At 57.8% G+C, this 15,417-nt stretch carries 16 protein-coding genes; 7 read left to right on the top strand and 9 right to left on the bottom strand.

All coding sequences use genetic code 11. The features are described 5' to 3' along the window. Positions 1-81: 81 nt before the first annotated feature. Complete coding sequence (locus tag ADM64_RS06235) at positions 82-1,695, bottom strand: bifunctional hydroxymethylpyrimidine kinase/phosphomethylpyrimidine kinase (protein WP_049193543.1); 1,614 nt, start codon at positions 1,693-1,695, stop codon at positions 82-84. A 47-nt stretch (positions 1,696-1,742) separates the two neighbouring features. Beyond that, positions 1,743-3,194, bottom strand: a complete 1,452-nt coding sequence (gndA, locus tag ADM64_RS06230) for an NADP-dependent phosphogluconate dehydrogenase (RefSeq protein ID WP_049170491.1) — start codon at positions 3,192-3,194, stop codon at positions 1,743-1,745. 105 nt (positions 3,195-3,299) lie between these two features. On the opposite strand from gndA, the gene ADM64_RS06225 reads away from it, so the two are divergent. Then, positions 3,300-3,863, top strand: coding sequence for a PaaI family thioesterase (locus ADM64_RS06225; protein WP_224433479.1), 564 nt, complete (start codon positions 3,300-3,302; stop codon positions 3,861-3,863). A gap of 92 nt (positions 3,864-3,955) precedes the next feature. Here ADM64_RS06225 and ADM64_RS06220 read toward each other — a convergent pair whose 3' ends face one another. Beyond that, positions 3,956-5,377: an NAD(P)/FAD-dependent oxidoreductase gene (locus ADM64_RS06220; RefSeq protein ID WP_048734034.1), complete on the bottom strand. Its 1,422-nt coding sequence runs from the start codon at positions 5,375-5,377 to the stop codon at positions 3,956-3,958. A gap of 280 nt (positions 5,378-5,657) precedes the next feature. Here ADM64_RS06220 and ADM64_RS06215 point away from each other — a divergent pair, with 280 nt between their 5' ends. Beyond that, positions 5,658-7,019: a class I SAM-dependent methyltransferase gene (locus ADM64_RS06215; protein ID WP_241486343.1), complete on the top strand. Its 1,362-nt coding sequence runs from the start codon at positions 5,658-5,660 to the stop codon at positions 7,017-7,019. Between the two features lie 117 nt (positions 7,020-7,136). After that, a complete protein-coding gene (locus tag ADM64_RS06210) occupies positions 7,137-8,846 on the top strand; it encodes an FAD-binding dehydrogenase (protein WP_049170503.1) in 1,710 nt (569 codons plus the stop codon). 38 nt (positions 8,847-8,884) lie between these two features. Here the strand turns inward: ADM64_RS06210 and ADM64_RS06205 are convergent, their stop codons facing one another. Next, on the bottom strand, positions 8,885-9,169 hold the full coding sequence (locus tag ADM64_RS06205; protein WP_005511316.1) for an Lrp/AsnC family transcriptional regulator: 285 nt from the start codon (positions 9,167-9,169) through the stop codon (positions 8,885-8,887). 174 nt (positions 9,170-9,343) lie between these two features. On the opposite strand from ADM64_RS06205, the gene tpx reads away from it, so the two are divergent. Next, positions 9,344-9,841: a thiol peroxidase gene (tpx, locus tag ADM64_RS06200; RefSeq protein ID WP_049193539.1), complete on the top strand. Its 498-nt coding sequence runs from the start codon at positions 9,344-9,346 to the stop codon at positions 9,839-9,841. A gap of 64 nt (positions 9,842-9,905) precedes the next feature. Here the strand turns inward: tpx and ADM64_RS06195 are convergent, their stop codons facing one another. Both ADM64_RS06195 and ADM64_RS06190 read right to left on the bottom strand, forming a co-directional pair. Continuing rightward, positions 9,906-10,943, bottom strand: a complete 1,038-nt coding sequence (locus ADM64_RS06195) for a hemolysin family protein (protein WP_049193538.1) — start codon at positions 10,941-10,943, stop codon at positions 9,906-9,908. A gap of 3 nt (positions 10,944-10,946) precedes the next feature. Next, positions 10,947-12,383, bottom strand: coding sequence for a hemolysin family protein (locus tag ADM64_RS06190; protein ID WP_049193536.1), 1,437 nt, complete (start codon positions 12,381-12,383; stop codon positions 10,947-10,949). Positions 12,384-12,398: 15 nt separating this feature from the next. Here ADM64_RS06190 and ADM64_RS10925 point away from each other — a divergent pair, with 15 nt between their 5' ends. After that, on the top strand, positions 12,399-12,611 hold the full coding sequence (locus ADM64_RS10925; RefSeq protein WP_141744325.1) for a hypothetical protein: 213 nt from the start codon (positions 12,399-12,401) through the stop codon (positions 12,609-12,611). Between the two features lie 280 nt (positions 12,612-12,891). Here the strand turns inward: ADM64_RS10925 and ADM64_RS06185 are convergent, their stop codons facing one another. The 3 genes from ADM64_RS06185 to ADM64_RS06175 form a co-directional block, all read right to left on the bottom strand. Next, positions 12,892-13,110 (bottom strand): hypothetical protein, encoded by a 219-nt coding sequence (locus ADM64_RS06185; RefSeq protein WP_049193535.1) that lies wholly within the window; start codon positions 13,108-13,110, stop codon positions 12,892-12,894. 213 nt (positions 13,111-13,323) lie between these two features. After that, positions 13,324-14,034: a YceI family protein gene (locus ADM64_RS06180; protein ID WP_049193534.1), complete on the bottom strand. Its 711-nt coding sequence runs from the start codon at positions 14,032-14,034 to the stop codon at positions 13,324-13,326. 17 nt (positions 14,035-14,051) lie between these two features. Continuing rightward, positions 14,052-14,444, bottom strand: coding sequence for a hypothetical protein (locus ADM64_RS06175; protein WP_241486342.1), 393 nt, complete (start codon positions 14,442-14,444; stop codon positions 14,052-14,054). A gap of 81 nt (positions 14,445-14,525) precedes the next feature. Here ADM64_RS06175 and ADM64_RS06170 point away from each other — a divergent pair, with 81 nt between their 5' ends. Both ADM64_RS06170 and ADM64_RS06165 read left to right on the top strand, forming a co-directional pair. Next, on the top strand, positions 14,526-14,915 hold the full coding sequence (locus ADM64_RS06170) for an RNA polymerase-binding protein RbpA (RefSeq protein WP_005511311.1): 390 nt from the start codon (positions 14,526-14,528) through the stop codon (positions 14,913-14,915). A 188-nt stretch (positions 14,916-15,103) separates the two neighbouring features. Continuing rightward, positions 15,104-15,417 (top strand): helix-turn-helix domain-containing protein (locus ADM64_RS06165; protein WP_241486319.1); only part of this gene is annotated, 314 nt, incomplete at its 3' end.

Genomic DNA, 15,417 nt, shown 5'->3' with positions numbered 1-15,417 from the left:
TGCTTGTTAGAATACCGCTATCCCCGGACAGCCATGCAATAGGCACGTCCGGTGAGCTTGAAAACTACCGTCCCATGACATTTACCAACCGCGACCCGGTTGCGCATAGGCCTCGCGCTCAAGAATGGCGGCTCGACGGAAGATGTTGCGGATGGATTTGAGCTCCGCATCGCTGGCCGTGGACATATTCTTTTCAAGGACCTCGAGAGCCTGCTGAACACTGTCAACATACTCGGGGTCGGAATACACCTCCACCCAGTTCGCGATCGCGGAATCCCCATCAACCAGCGATTTTCCTTGCAGAGTCAGCTCGGTTGCAATCCACATTTCGGCGACGATACTGGTTACGGCGACCCGATATGGGTTGAAAGCGCTACAGGAAGAATGCACGTCCAGCAAAAGCTGCGTGATGGTTGTCGGCTCGATGTCCTCGAGCGCCGAAGAAGTCTCTTCCAGCGCGTTATTGCTCAATTCCAACGCACGCACCAGGGCTTCCTGTGCGAGTGACGACCACAGAACCTGTTCCTTAGCGCAGGGTGCTTTGGTTGCCAGATGCGACAGGACTGGGAAAACTTGGTGCAAGTACCAGGCCTCTTGCGCTACGAAGAAGTTGGTTTCGTCCGAGGAAAGGTCGCCGCGGAGCATCGTGGGGACGCTGAACATTCCGCCAATCTCGGCAACGATGTCCTCGATGTCCCGCCACAGCTGGGAAGTAAAGGGGCCCGCCGGCGCAATCTGGAGTGAGTGGCCGAAGAAAGATTCCAGCTCCTTCGGCGTCTGCTCAGTATCAGTGCCTTCGATGGCCGCCGGGTAAAAACTAGAGTTCAGATGCACTGGTTGCATTCGGCGAAGCGCGACCTTTTCCAGGCGACGAGCCCTGTGGCCGTGGTCAATGGGGCCGTGCCCCTGGCCGACGTTGAGGTTATCCGCGAAACGAATGGACTCGCTGAGCCAGCGCGTAGTCCAGCGCAGGGCATCATTAATCGCAGAGCCCCCACCAATCCGTGTGGCAAGAGCTGCGGACAGCGAACAACCCGTGCCATGGGTGTTCTCAGTGTGAATGCGGGGAGAAGAGCTGAAGAAAACCTGGCCATCGGGGAAGGCCACGGCATTGCCGGCTTCCTCATCACTTAAGTGACCAGTCTTTGCAATCACGATGACATCGTTCTTGCTCGCGAACTCCAGCGCCTGCTCAATCAGCTCAGTGAAGTCGCTGGCCTCCGGGGCGTCGGCAAGCAATGCCAGTTCGGGAACATTCGGCGTGATGACGGTGGCTTCCGCGACCAAGTCACGCATTGCGTCCATGGCATCTTCGTCAAGCAGACGGTCGCCAGAGGTGGCGACCATAACCGGATCGAGAACAACCACGGCTGGCTTGGTCTCCCGAACCCAGTTGGTGACGGCCTGCGTGAGTTCGCGTGAACCCAACATGCCAATCTTCACCGCGTCGATGGTGACATCCTCAGTTACAGCAGCCAGCTGCTCGACGAGGAAGTCAACAGGTGGGGTGTGGACGGCACGAACGCCCACGGTGTTCTGAGATACCAAAGCGGTGACCACGCCCATGCCATAACCACCGGCGGCGGCGATTGATTTTAAATCGGCATGGAGCCCAGCGCCACCTGTTGGGTCTGTGCCGGCGATGGAAAGAACTCGTGGCACAAAATCAGGCTTTGCCTTCTTGGGAAATGGCATCTCAGACCCCTTTTAACTTCAAGAGCGTGAAGCGACAGACTTCAAGACTACGCTTCAACCTCGGAGCGGTCGCCAGACCAGAGGGTGTGGAAAGCACCCTCGCGGTCAACACGCTGGTAAGTGTGCGCACCGAAGTAGTCACGCTGCCCCTGAACCAGTGCTGCCGGCAGACGCTCCGCACGCAGGCCGTCGTAGTAAGCCAGCGAAGAGGAGAACACCGGAGCCGGGATACCCATCTGTGCTGCAGTGACGACAACGTCGCGCCACGCGTCGAGGCACTCGGTGACCTGGTCACGGAAGTACTCGTCGAGTACCAGCGCCGGCAGCTCCGGATTGCGGTCGTACGCTTCCTTGATGCGGTTCAGGAACTGTGCGCGGATGATGCAGCCACCACGCCAGATGGTCGCCAGCGCACCGCGGTCAATCTCCCAGCCGTACTCCTTGGCACCAGCGTTAATCTCATCGAAGCCCTGCGAGTAGGCAACGATCTTGGAAGCGTAGAGCGCCTTACGGACGCGCTCCACAAAAGCATCGCGATCTTCCGGTGCCTTAGCCAGGCTTCCCGACGGCAGGTTGCGGGCAGCCTCACGCTGAGCAAGGGAAGACGACAGGGCGCGAGCGAACACGGCCTCGCCAATACCAGTTACTGGAATGCCCAAGTCCAAAGCGGCCTTGACCGTCCAACGGCCGGTACCCTTCTGACCAGCAGCATCAACGATGACATCCACCAGCGGCTTGCCTGTCTTCTCATCGACCTGAGAGAGAACCTCAGCGGTAATCTCGACCAGGTAGGAGTCCAGGTCGCCCTTATTCCACTCGCGGAAGATATCTGCAATCTCGGCAGGGGTGAGGCCAGCGGCCTCACGCAGCAGGTGGTAGGCCTCGCCAATGACCTGCATATCCGCGTACTCGATGCCGTTGTGGACCATCTTTACAAAGTGGCCAGCGCCATCGGAGGAAATGTGAGTACAGCACGGAACGCCATCAACGTGTGCGGAGATGGACTCCAGCAGCGGGCCGAGGGACTCGTAGGACTCCTTCGTTCCACCCGGCATAATGGATGGGCCAGTCAGAGCACCTTCTTCACCACCGGAAATACCAGTGCCAACGTAGTGCAGGCCACGGGCGCGAATAGCCTTCTCGCGACGGATGGTGTCCGTGTAAAGAGAGTTACCGCCATCAATGATGATGTCGCCGGGCTCCATCACGTCGGCAAGCTGATCGATGACCGCATCAGTAGCGGCACCTGCCTGAACCATGATCAGAGCGCGACGCGGGCGCTCCAGCGAAGCGACGAACTCTTCAATGGTCTCGGACGGGATGAATGAGCCTTCATCACCGTGTTCAGCGATGAGGGTGCGAGTTTTCTCCGGACTGCGGTTGTACACGGCAACGGTGTGTCCCTTGTGGGCGAAGTTGCGTGCGATATTCGAGCCCATGACGGCGAGCCCGACGACACCAATTTGTGCGAGTTCATTGTTATCGGTCATGCCCACCATCTTAAAGCCTGGCCGGGGTTCGTTGTATCTGGGACTCAGAAATTGTTACTGCTTTTAACGTTGAAACTGCCACGAGTGATGGCGTGCGCTGGCACAATGTTTGGCATGACTGACGAGACTATTGCGAATAATGGCAGTTCACAGGACTCTAACTCTGCAGCTTCCGTCGCCGAGCAGGCGAAGAGGAAGGCGCTGCGCGATTATATGACACTGGCGACGAAGGCTAGCCAGGAAGCGCTGAGCGATGAGGAGCTGGCTGTTTTTAACAGCACCTTGGGCGATAACGGAATCGGCGGTCTAGATACCTTGCTGGGCACGAAGTTTGTCCATGTCGGGCCGGAGCGAATTCAGATGGAGCTCGAGGTCGGGCCCGACCACCTGCAACCGTGGGGCCTAGCCAATGGCGGTGTTTATTGCTCGCTAGGTGAGACTGCTGGCTCTATTGCTGGTTTCGTTGCCTGCGGTGCGAAGAAGCCGGTCGTCGGTGTGAACAATAACACCGATTTTTACCGCTCCGCCCGAGCTGGCGAGGTAATCGTTACCACGGCGGAGCCAGAGTACCTGGGGCGCACCATGCAACTGTGGCGTATTGAGCACACCCGCAAGGCAGATGAAAAACTGCTGGCCCGCACCAACCTACGAATTGCGGTACTCGACAAGCCGCTGTAGCAAATCGTTATAGGTGGTAACGGGCCTGGTAGGAAGCTCGCAGGTGGCTTGTCGTGATTAGCTGTTTTCTAATCTGGCCACCTGCAAGTTAACTACTTGTTCCTTTTTGCGCGGTGCTCGCGGCGAGTGTCGCGAACCTCCAGCGGCAGATCCTGCTCAGCCTTGTCCTTGTTGAACTCGGCCAGGCGGTCGATGGCGTTGCGTGCGTACATCTGCTGGCGGGTGGAAACCATCTGCCAACGGTTGCGGTCCAGGACGTTCAGGCCCCAGCTGACGCAGGAGACGAGGCGGTTGCGGAAGCCCACCAGGAACATCAGGTGGACGGCCAGCCACAGAATCCAGCCGATGAAGCCGGTGACCTCAACCTTGCCCATCTTCACCACTGCGGAGAAGCGGGAGACGGTTGCCATGGAGCCCTTATCGAAGTACTCGAACGGCTGACGCTCAGCGACGTCGCGGCCGTCGGCCTCAGCTGCAATGTTGGCGGCGACGTACTCGCCACCCTGAATAGCAACCTGAGCAACACCCGGCAGGTTCTCGCGGTTGGACATGTCGCCCACGACGTAGACGTTCTTGTAGTCACCAGCTGTCATGTCCTCGTTGACAACGACACGGCCAGCGCGGTCGGTCTCGGCGCCAGTCTGCTCGGCAATCATCTTGCCCAGCGGGGAAGCGGACACGCCGGCGGACCAAATCTTGCAGAACGACGGGATGAACTCCTCGGTTCCATCCTTCATGTTCTTGTAGGTGACTCCCTCTTCATTGACGTCAGTCACCATCGCGCCCAGCTTGACGATGACGCCCATCTTCTCCAGGGACTTCTGAGCCTTGCGGCCCAGACGCTTGCCAAACGGCGGCAGAACCTGCGGTGCGCCGTCGAGCAGGACGACGCGTGCAGCGTGCGGGTTGTAGCTGCGGTAGGACGATGCGAGGGTGCGGTTAGCCAGCTCGGCCAGCTGGCCAGCAAGCTCAACACCAGTCGGACCAGCGCCGACAACAACGAAGGTCAGCAGGCGCTCGCGCTCAGCCGGATCGTCGGTCAGCTCGGCGCGCTCAAACGCGCCGATGATGCGGGCACGGATTTCGAGTGCGTCGTCGATGTTCTTCATGCCCGGAGCAAACTCGGCAAAGTGATCATTGCCGAAGTAGGACTGGCCAGCGCCAGCGGCAACCAGGAGGTGGTCGTATTCCCACTTGGAAGTCTGGTGACCCAGTTCCGAAGTCACAACCTGCTTTTCGACGTCGATGTCGGTGACATCGCCCTTGACAACACGAACGTTCTGAACACCGTCGAAGATTGTACGAGTGGACGGAGCGATTTCGCCCGAGGACAGGATGCCCGTTGCTACCTGGTAGAGCAGTGGCTGGAACAGGTGGTGGTTAGTGCGGTCGATGAGAGTGACGTCGACCTCGGCGCCCTGCAACTTCTTCGCCGCGAACAAGCCACCGAAACCCGAACCGATGACGACCACGTGCGGGCGTCCGGAGTGCGGGCGGTACGGAGTCTCGGTCATGTATTTTCTCCTCACAGACTTGAAAGTTCTCGAAGTTTTAGATTCGGCTTTTAGCCGGCAAGCCACAATAGTAATCCTCTCGGTGCGCCACCGCCTATTCTGGGGCCCTGCGCGGTAGGCTTCGAGAGCAAACTCAGTTCGTTATTCGTACCTTTATGCGGCGCGATTGTTAGGAGGTTCGGGCAGGGTGAATTCGGCAAGCCGGCAGGCAATTGACGCAGAGCGATGGCCTCGGGTTGCGCGTATTCCAGAGGGGCGTTTCCTAGCGAAACGTGCCGAAATGATGGAACGCTCTTTTGAGTGGCTCTGCCAGGACAACGGCATTGAACTGGTCGAATCCGGTGAGTTTGTCGGAGAGTCCTTCATTACTCGGTCGACGGGTGACGCCGATTTGGCTATCGACGGAGTCGGTGGTGCCAGCTCTAGCAGCGGCAGTGAATCTCCCACTAGTTCTGAATCGTTTCGTCCAGTCATTTTCAGCGTCATTGATCCTGTTTTCTATTCTCGACTAGCTGATTCAGAATGGCTCGGATTGGGGGAGGCCTATCTCGCGGGCGAATGGTCCAGTGATGATTTGCCAGAGCTTCTCAGCCGACTGCTCAGCGCCGAGCTTGATATTGCTTCGTTGGGGCCGCTGGCACGTGGTCTGATGAAAGTCGCGCGTTCACGTCCGCGTCTCGATGGGCCAGATATGGCGGGAGAGTTGCCGACCTCATTGCTCGAGCTCTATTCCGGCGAATTGCTGATGGGCGGTTCCGGCCTGTTCGCCTCCGGAGTGCGAACCTCGTCGCGGGAACAGATTCAAAACTATGCCCGTGGTGCTGGCAAGGGTGGGGTTCCCTCGCACTGGTCAGTTGACGTGACTTATGTCGATGCCCCGAAATCCGTCGCGCGTGCCGATTTTCTGCATGCCCAGGTGCGCAATATTGAGCACATCCTCGATCTTGCTCGAGTCCGGGCCGGAGACCGTGTCGCCGAATGGCCGTCGGCAGGCGGAGAAATTTCCCTTCGGGCTGCAGAAAGAGGAGCGGGCGCGGAGGTTATTACCGTCTCTGATGACCACACCGAAACGGTGCTGGAACGGGTGGAAAAAGCCGGATTGCGCGGCGCGGTCGATGTGATCCAGATGGATCGCAACATTCCGTCGCCACGCGAATTCGAGTCCGACTTCGAGGCGGTTATCAACGTCGGGCGTCTGGAGACCTTCGGTCGTGCAGGTGCGCTGCGCTGGCTGAAGAGCGCCGAGCGTCTGCTTGTCGACCGCGGCACCATCGTCGTCCAAATGGTGGTAGCGACGGACAAATTCGATGCGCTCGCCGAGCGCAGCTTGGACCTCGTACGCGCTTATGTGTGGCCGCAGCTGCAGCTTTTCACCATGGAAGAGCTGCGCAAGATGGTGGACCGGGAAACCGGCCTGCGCATCGCGGCGGAAGAGTACATTCCGGCGCACTTCGCGACGACCTTGCAGCTCCAGCGAGATTTCTTTGCGGCGCATGCGCGCGAAGCCGCTGGTATCGGCTACGACAGAGTGTTCCGGAGGATGTGGAATTACTATCTGTCGCTGTTTGAAGCGCTCGTGCGCGCAGAGAAAGTCACGCTCGTACAGGTCGAGCTCGTGCATGCGCCACGCAGGCCTCACTAGCAGTGGGCGGCTCCGGGCGCGTTGGAAATTCGCCAGATAAATAATGCCTGTAAAAATAAATCACGTTTTTAGGCAAAACCACCTCAAAGGTGATGTTTAGGGTCTAAAAACGAAACTATGAACGCACAGAGCACCACACGTACTGCAGACATTGTTGTCGTCGGCGCCGGACTTGCCGGATTGGTCGCGACGTATGAGGCCACGCAGGCCGGCAAGAAGGTCATCCTTGTCGATCAGGAGAATGCCAACAACCTCGGCGGACAGGCTTTCTGGTCGCTGGGAGGAATCTTTCTCGTCGACTCGCCAGAGCAGCGCCGCCTCGGAGTCAAGGACAACCGCGAGCTCGCTGAAGCTGACTGGTTCAACTCCGCGCAGTTCGACCGCGAGGAAGACAACTGGGGACGCAAGTGGGCCAAGGCCTACCTGAACTTCGCGGCAGGGGAGAAGCGTGACTACCTCCGCAATCTCGGCGTGAAGTTCCTGCCTGTCGTCGGGTGGGCTGAGCGCGGTGAAGGGCGTGCCGACGGTCACGGCAACTCGGTACCCCGATTCCACCTCACCTGGGGCACAGGCCCCGAAATCGTCCGCGTATTCGCAGAGCCGGTCGCTGAGGCTGCGAAGAAGGGGCTGGTGGAATACTGCCATCGCCACCGCGTTGACGAGGTGATTGTGGAAGATGGCCGCGCCGTCGGCGTGCGTGGCAAGATTCTGGTTCCCTGTGAATCTTTAGAGCGAGGAGTGGCGTCGTCACGCGAGGAAACAGGGGAGGACTTTGAGATCCGCGGGTCGGCCGTGTGCATTGCGACGGGCGGTGTTGGCGGCAACCTGGAAGCCGTGCGTAAGTGCTGGCCGACCGAGCGCCTGGGCGAGATGCCGAAGGACATGGTCTGCGGTGTGCCAGAGCATGTTGACGGCCGTGGTATCGAGATCGCAGAGCAGGCCGGCGCAAACCTCGTCAACCGTGACCGCATGTGGCATTACACCGAGGGCATGAAGAACTGGAATCCCGTGTGGCCGAATCACGGTATCCGTATCATCCCGGGGCCGTCGGCCATGTGGTTCGACGCAGAAGGAAACCGCCTGCCAGCGCCATATATTCCGGGCGCCGATACTGTCGGCACGATGAAGCACATTCTGGCCACCGGACACTCGTACTCCTGGTTTGTGCTGAATAAGAACATCGTGGGCAAAGAGTTTATTTTCTCTGGCTCAGAACAGAATCCGGATCTGACCGACAAGGAGATCAAGAAGCTGATTGGCAAGGTGACCTCTGGTGTTGCCGCACCTATTCAGGCGTTTATGGATAACGGCGAAGACTGGGTGGTTGCCGACGATCTGCCAAAGCTGGTCGAGGGGATGAACGAGATTGTGGAGGCGAGCTCGGGCGGGGAGTCCGGAGCCGCAGCGCCGAAGATTGACCTGGAGAAGCTCGAGGAGCAGATTCGTCAGCGCGATATGCAGACCGGTAATCCCTTCTCCAAGGACTACCAGGTCAATTACGTCAACGTGGCCCGGAACTTCCTCGGGGACAAGATCATCCGCTCCGTGCCGCCATCACCGATTTTGGATCCGAAGAACGGCCCACTGATTGCTATTCGTCTGCGCATGCTGACCCGCAAGACGCTCGGTGGCATCGAGACCACCCTCGACGGCCAGTGCTTGCACCCGGACGGAACACCTTTTGAGGGGCTCTACGCTGCAGGCGAGGCCTCTGGCTTCGGTGGCGGTGGCGTTCACGGCAACAACGCGCTGGAAGGTACATTCCTGGGCGGCTGTATTTTCAGTGGCCGCCAGGCAGGCCGCGCGATGGCGGAAGTGGTTAAGTAGCTCCCGCATACCGCACGGCTCGGTGGAAGAATCCGCGGCTACTCCAGCCCGATGGAGAATGCACTTTCCAGGTCGTGCTGAGAGTAGGTGCGGAAAGCCAGCTGAGTCTGAGTGCGAATAACACCGTCGACCTTGCTGATGAGATTTGGAATGATTTCCGCCAAATCATCGTGATTAGTTGCGCGCACCACGACGACCAAGTCCCAGTCACCAGTAACGGAGTAGACCTCAGTCACGCCGTCGATCTCGACGATGGTCTCGGCGGCCTCCGGAATCTTGTCAGCTTCGACATCGATGGACACAATTGCGGTAATCAAACTCATGGCTGCCTTTCCTCGGAGTATAAACGTGGGGCCCGCTGAATAGCGTGGCCCGGACCGCAAGGTACGAAAGATTGCTCAAGATACTGCGGCCCGGAATTTCATTTCTGTCACGATTCTACTGATTTCCAGGAAACAGCCTGGAGGATCCGGACGAAAGGCGGTAAAAAGGGCGCTATGACACAAACCGCATTTCAGTCCAACCCAGTCCAGCTTTCCGGAGACCTGCCCCAGGTGGGCAACAAGGCTCCGGAGTTTACCCTCACCGGTGGTGACCTCGCCGAGGTCACCAATGAGACCTTCGCTGGTAAGAAGGTCGTCTACAACATCTTCCCGTCGGTAGACACCGGTGTTTGTGCAGCTTCGGTGCGTCACTTCAACGAGGACGCTGCTGGGCTGGACAACACCGTCGTGGTTAATGTTTCGCGTGACCTGCCGTTCGCTCTCGGCCGCTTCTGCGCTGCAGAAGGCCTGGACAACGTTGAGGTTGCCTCGGACTTCCGCCACGGCTTCGGCGAAGCCTTCGGTGTTGTCCAGCAGGATGGCCCGCTCGCTGGCCTGCTTGCTCGTGCCGTAGTCGTCACTGACGAAGAGGGCAAGGTCATTTACAACCAGCTGGTCGATGAGATCACCACGGAGCCGGACTACGACTCCGCACTGGCTGCACTGAAGTAATTAGCTAACAAGCTTTCAGCAGCAAGTAACCAGCTGGAATCGACGGGGCTCGTCGGCGCACGCGCTAGGCTGTTGCCTGGCGGACTTCGCCGACGAGCTCTTCTAGTACGTCCTCCAGCGCAACGATTCCGCTGACAGAGTTCTCCGAAGTACTATTTTCCTCCGTCACCAAGGCAAAGTGAGCCTGCTCGCGCTGCATCAGCCGCATGACCGTCTGGAGCTTGGCATCCGGGCTGACGCTTGCGAAGGTGCGAATCAGATTCCGCGGGAAGGGTCGGTCGCGGTGACCGTCGTCAAGCGAGAGCAAATCCTTGACATGAAGGTAGCCGATGAAGCTGCCATCGGCATCGGTGATGGGGAAGCGGGAAAAGCGCGTGCGTGCGCTGAGCTCTTCGATGTCGGCGACGGTGGCGTCGGGGCCAATGGTAACGAGGGTGTCGAGTTGCATAGTGACATCCGCGGCGGTGAGATGCTCGAAGCCGAGAGCTTTGTGGAGGAGCGCGAGCTCGTCATTGTCGAGAAGGCCCTGACGCCCGGACTCGGCGACGAAATCCTGCACCTGACTAGCGGTGAAGGAGGAATCGACCTCGTCCTTCGGAGTGGCGCGAAGAATCTTGCGAACCACGATGTTCGCGGTCGTATTCATCGCCCAGATAACCGGATTGAGCACCCGCACAATCACATACAGCGGAATAGCCACGAACTTCGCCGTCGGGCTGGGGGCCGCAATAGCGATGTTCTTCGGCACCATTTCGCCGACAACCATGTGTAAGAAAGTGACAATCAGCAGCGCCAACGCCAGCGCAACCACGTGGGCGGTGCCCGCGGGGAGTCCCAGCGCTGTCATGTAGGGCTCGAAGAAGTGCGCAATCGCAGGCTCGCCGACGGCACCGATGAGCAGGGAACAGGCGGTAATGCCCAGCTGTGTTGCCGCCAGGGAGACCGACACGTTTTCGATACCGCGCAGCGCGTACTTTGCGCTGGTAGAGCCGCTGACGGCATCCGGTTCAATTTGATCGCGGCGAGCCGAGACCATCGCAAATTCAGCGGCGACAAACCAGGCATTGAGGGCCAACAGCAAAATAAGAGTACGTAGTGGCATGTTCTAGCCCTCCTTTTCGCTGTTGTGCTCGACGTGGTTGTGACTGGTGCCGTCCTGGTCAGCGCCTTCATCCGTGCGCGTGACCTTGTTGCCGGCGAGGTCCACCTGGACACGAATACGGCCAACGCGGTGACGCGCCATGCGCTCGACTCGAAAAGCAACTTCAGCGGTGGTAGGCAAGTTCTCCTCATCGAGGTTTTCGTGGTCGGTGGCTTCGACCGTAATCGTGTCGCCGAAGCGAGGCATGCGATCCAAGCGTTCGGTGATAAATCCACCAATAGTGTCGGATTCTTCGCCCTCCGGCAGGACCAGGTTTAGGATCTCTCCCAACTCATCAGGGCGCATGAGACCGGAAACAATCACCGTATTGGGGCTAATCCGGCTGTAGAGCAACGAACGATCGTCTTGTTCATCGTCAATTTCACCGACGATTTCCTCGACGAGATCCTCCAACGTCACAATGCCGTCCGTGCCGCCGTACTCATCGACAACCACTGCGAACTGGTATGCATCCTCACGCAGTTGACGCATCAGCGGATCAAGTGTGGTCGAGTCGTTCACCACGAGTACATCTTTGGCCAGGCTCGCAGCCGACGTCGTCAAGCGTTGTGCGTGTGGCACGCTGAGCAGATCGGTGTAGTGCACCACGCCGCGAATGTCGTCGACGCTGTTGCCGACGACGGGGAAGCGGGCGTGCCCGGAATCTGCGACGACCGTCAGCATCTCTGCGACGCTCTGATCTTCGATAAAGATGATCTGTGTGCGTGGCGTCATCACATCAGCCGCCGTGCGCTCGCCGAACTCGATCGATCGCGCCACCAACTCGGCGGTCTGCGGGTTAATCTTTCCTTCATCGCTAGAGCGCGTGACGACGGCACGGAGTTCCTCCGCCGTCCTGGCACTGGCGACCTCTTCCTCAGGGGAGAAGCCGAGCCGTTTTAGCACCCAATTAGCCGCGCTGTTGAGTAGCCAGACCAGCCAGCCGAATGCGAACATGAAGGCATTCTGTGGCCTGACCACGAGGTTTGCGACTTTAGTGGGCTCGGCGATGGCCCAGTTTTTGGGGACGAGTTCGCCAAAGACCATTTGAGTGAAGGTCGCGATAATGAAAGCGCCCGTAGTGCTGATTGCAGTGACGGTGGCGGGAGAGATGCTAGTGCCACCAAATGCGGCTTCGAGGAGGACGCCGAGGGAAGGCCCGGTCAGGAAACCAGCGACGAGGCTGGTGACCGTAATTCCCAGCTGTGCGCCGGAGAGGTTAGTAGAGGTGCGTGATAGAGCACGGTCTACTAAATATGCGGACCTTGAGCCGGCGTTTGCGGCGTTCTTGACGTCGTTTCTATTAACCGTGAGGTAGGAAAACTCGACAGCAACGAAAATTGCGTTGGCGAAAACGAGGAAAAGAAAGACCGCTAAGACGATGAGTGCGGATACAATCACGCGGCATCACCTGAAGTGTTCGCTGCGTTCGCTGAGGATGCTGCGGCGGTTGCTGCGGTGATTGCGCTTACTGCGGCTACAGAGAGCCCGTCAACGTTGGCGCGAGGCTCTGGGTCGTCGGACGAGCCAGATCTATCTGATGTGTCGGATGTATTGGGTCTGTCTGAGCTGCTGGATGTGTCTGAGAGTTCAGGCATGCGGGAAATCTTACTAAAAATTCCTGAATAGACGTGTAGCGAAAAATAGTTGTTTGCTGAGTGAGTAAAGCGGTCCGGGTTGGCGGTTCATTCTGACTGGCTGGTCGGCTGGTTAGACCTGACGGTAATGGCGCATCGGCGGTAATGGGGAGGACGGGACCCTTAGGCCAAAATGTCATAATGTATATTATCGGACAAATAATGAAAGTGGTTGGCCCTGGGGTTTTCTGAATTTCCAGGGCTGCCGCTTTTTCCGCCGCCGCTTTTCTGCTGCCGTGTTCTATCTTGGCGCTTGATCTATGCCGTCGGGATTATTGCTCATTGTCCTTGGCGTTCGCTGCAAGCTCATCCGCGTTGCGGACGGCAATCTCTTCCCGCAGCCGCTTGTTCTGCCACAGCGTCATGCCAATCAGGAGTATGCCGACAGCCACGAGCCACCACGCGCCCTTGTAGGCCACGAATGCAATGAAGATAATCAGTAGTACCATTCGCACCTTTCGTGCGAGCAACATTGCTTCGTAGGTGTTCATATCGTTGTGACTCCCAACTGGTCTACCAAAATTGTTTTTGGCAGGACTTCTGTGGTGTGTGACTAAATGGCTTTATTGCGTCACAGTGACGAATCGAGGTGTATTTTCGCTGGCTATAAGCCTCTTTGGATTAGCGCTACTGCGATTCTCTTTAGAGCGCTACTGCGATTCTCTTTAGATGGCTGTGTCTGCCAGCCGCGAAACCTACGCGTCCTACGCGTCCTGCTTCTCTGCGACAATGCGCAGATTGAGTTCGCCGTTTTCCTCGATGGATGCAGCTACAAACTGTGGCAGGCGCACGTTGTAATCCAGGCGGTTGATTGGCAAAGTGCCCGACAACAAAACCAAGTTTTCGGTACGAGCGGCCTTCATTGGTACGGTGACATCATTGGTGACACCGCGGATGGTCAGGCGTCCCGGAATCTCGATATTCGCCCACTGGCCGTTATCTGGAATGCTCGAAATATCGAGTGGTTCTGCAAGCTCAAACTTAGCTTCTGGGTACTGCTCAACGCTGAAAATATTGTTGCGGACATTGATGTCACGACGTTCAATATCGCTAGTCAGAGTTGCCATATCAACAACAACGGATGCGTCCTCAAGATTGTTGTTAGCAACCTTCAGCTCGCCGGTGACATCGTGAGTGGAACCGGACGTCGTCCGCCTGCTGCCCGGCAGTACCTCGTTAAAAGTAAAACCAACGGAGGTGTTCTGTGAGTTATTGCCACCGACAATCTTCCAGGTGCCATTCGCATCAGTCGTTGCTGCAGGCAGCTCCGTGGCCTCGAAATCCCCAGTACGCACCCCTTCATGCGTGAAAACGCGATACAAAACTGGCCCCACAATAACAATTGCGAGCGCAACAACTGCAACGGCTATCAAAGTAATAATTGACTTACGGACACCAGAATTCATAGTGCTCATCCTATCCTTTTAATCCGCTATGGGATAAACCGTTCCACCTCACGCGTTTTCATAATCAATTCCTGCGTAATCTCCTGCAGGACGGCAGTCTCCATGCCGTCGTCAAGCGCGGTGCGCAAGTCTTCGGCGAGACAACGTACTTCGAAGAGCCCGTCCCCTATTCGCTTTACGACGTCATCGTCCGCCGGCCTGCTCGTGGCATCGGTGGCGGTCTTCAACGTGAGATCCGAATTGATTCGCTCGGCAATCGGCCTGGAAGCGCCTTTTGCTACGCCAGTGCGTTTTTCATACGCGCGCTGCCGGCAGGCTTGGCTGCAGAACTTGCGACGGCGACCGCGGATAGCGACCTCCATTTCGCGGCCACACCACTGGCAATTGGCGGTAGTTGTGCTCGGCTTTTGATCTGACACAGAAGTCAATTATGGCATGAATACAGATTAAGGCGTTATAATGTGTGGTCTAGTATTTCTACCAAAGGGGGCACGTTCCACATGGCAGATCGAGTTCTTCGTGGCAGTCGCATGGGCGCCGTTTCGTATGAGACCGATCGCGATCATGACCTCGCGCCGCGAATGATGGTCCGCTACCGCACTGAATCCGGTGAGATCTTCGAGGTCCCATTCGCGGATGACGCGGAAATTCCAGGTGAATGGCTGTGCAAGAATGGCCAAATTGGTGAGCTGGTTGAAGGCGAAGGCACTGAAGCCAAGCCGGTGAAGCCGCCGAGGACTCACTGGGACATGCTCCGTGAGCGCCGCTCCATCGAGGAGCTCGACGTGCTGCTGGATGAGCGTGTTGACTTGCTGCGCAAGCGTCGTCGTAACGCCGCTCGCCTGCTGAAGGCTCAGAAGGAAGCCGAAGAAGCAGAGAAGAACGCTTAAGGTTTGAGCTGGCTTGCGCTAGTGAGCTTTAGGGCGCTGCAGCTGTGAATTACATGCTGCAAAATGGGTCCGGATAAGGTTTTGCTCCTTATTCGGGCCCGTTTTTTGTTGGTGCCTGGCTGCGGCGGGCCGATCCGAGTTACTGACTGCGTTTATGACAAAAATGGCCTGGTAGGTTCAGGCGGTGAATGCATCACCACTTTCGACCAGGAGAAGTAGTGAAGCAAACCCGCCGAACGAAATACAGTGCCATCAAACCGATTGCGCTTCAACACATCGCCAACGGGGCATCAGCAAGCGCAGTTGGACGTGAGTTAGGGATACCCTCACCAACTGTCAGGCGGTGGGCGCGACAAGCCGGAATTGAGATCCAGCACCAATCGCACTACCCGAAGGTCTCGATGATGCATAAGCATCGCGTGATCTACGAGATGCTTATGGCCGGCTCATATAGTGTTGCCGAGATTGCCGCGCAGGCTGGGGTGTGCACAACCACGGTGTA

This window comes from Corynebacterium sp. 401_CJEI (assembly GCF_001076435.1).
In the GTDB taxonomy this organism is placed as follows: domain Bacteria; phylum Actinomycetota; class Actinomycetes; order Mycobacteriales; family Mycobacteriaceae; genus Corynebacterium; species Corynebacterium jeikeium_D.
Note: the sequence above shows the minus strand (reverse complement) of the source record. Positions and strands in the feature narration are given on the sequence as shown.

What these genes read in the sequence shown, in the direction of transcription:
- ADM64_RS06235 (WP_049193543.1), bottom strand. Translation starts at nt 1,695, where the DNA reads ATGCCATTTCCCAAGAAGGCAAAGCCTGATTTTGTGCCACGAGTTCTT.
- gndA (WP_049170491.1), bottom strand. Translation starts at nt 3,194, where the DNA reads ATGGTGGGCATGACCGATAACAATGAACTCGCACAAATTGGTGTCGTC.
- ADM64_RS06225 (WP_224433479.1), top strand. Translation starts at nt 3,300, where the DNA reads ATGACTGACGAGACTATTGCGAATAATGGCAGTTCACAGGACTCTAAC.
- ADM64_RS06220 (WP_048734034.1), bottom strand. Translation starts at nt 5,377, where the DNA reads ATGACCGAGACTCCGTACCGCCCGCACTCCGGACGCCCGCACGTGGTC.
- ADM64_RS06215 (WP_241486343.1), top strand. Translation starts at nt 5,658, where the DNA reads ATGATGGAACGCTCTTTTGAGTGGCTCTGCCAGGACAACGGCATTGAA.
- ADM64_RS06210 (WP_049170503.1), top strand. Translation starts at nt 7,137, where the DNA reads ATGAACGCACAGAGCACCACACGTACTGCAGACATTGTTGTCGTCGGC.
- ADM64_RS06205 (WP_005511316.1), bottom strand. Translation starts at nt 9,169, where the DNA reads ATGAGTTTGATTACCGCAATTGTGTCCATCGATGTCGAAGCTGACAAG.
- tpx (WP_049193539.1), top strand. Translation starts at nt 9,344, where the DNA reads ATGACACAAACCGCATTTCAGTCCAACCCAGTCCAGCTTTCCGGAGAC.
- ADM64_RS06195 (WP_049193538.1), bottom strand. Translation starts at nt 10,943, where the DNA reads ATGCCACTACGTACTCTTATTTTGCTGTTGGCCCTCAATGCCTGGTTT.
- ADM64_RS06185 (WP_049193535.1), bottom strand. Translation starts at nt 13,110, where the DNA reads ATGAACACCTACGAAGCAATGTTGCTCGCACGAAAGGTGCGAATGGTA.
- ADM64_RS06180 (WP_049193534.1), bottom strand. Translation starts at nt 14,034, where the DNA reads ATGAGCACTATGAATTCTGGTGTCCGTAAGTCAATTATTACTTTGATA.
- ADM64_RS06170 (WP_005511311.1), top strand. Translation starts at nt 14,526, where the DNA reads ATGGCAGATCGAGTTCTTCGTGGCAGTCGCATGGGCGCCGTTTCGTAT.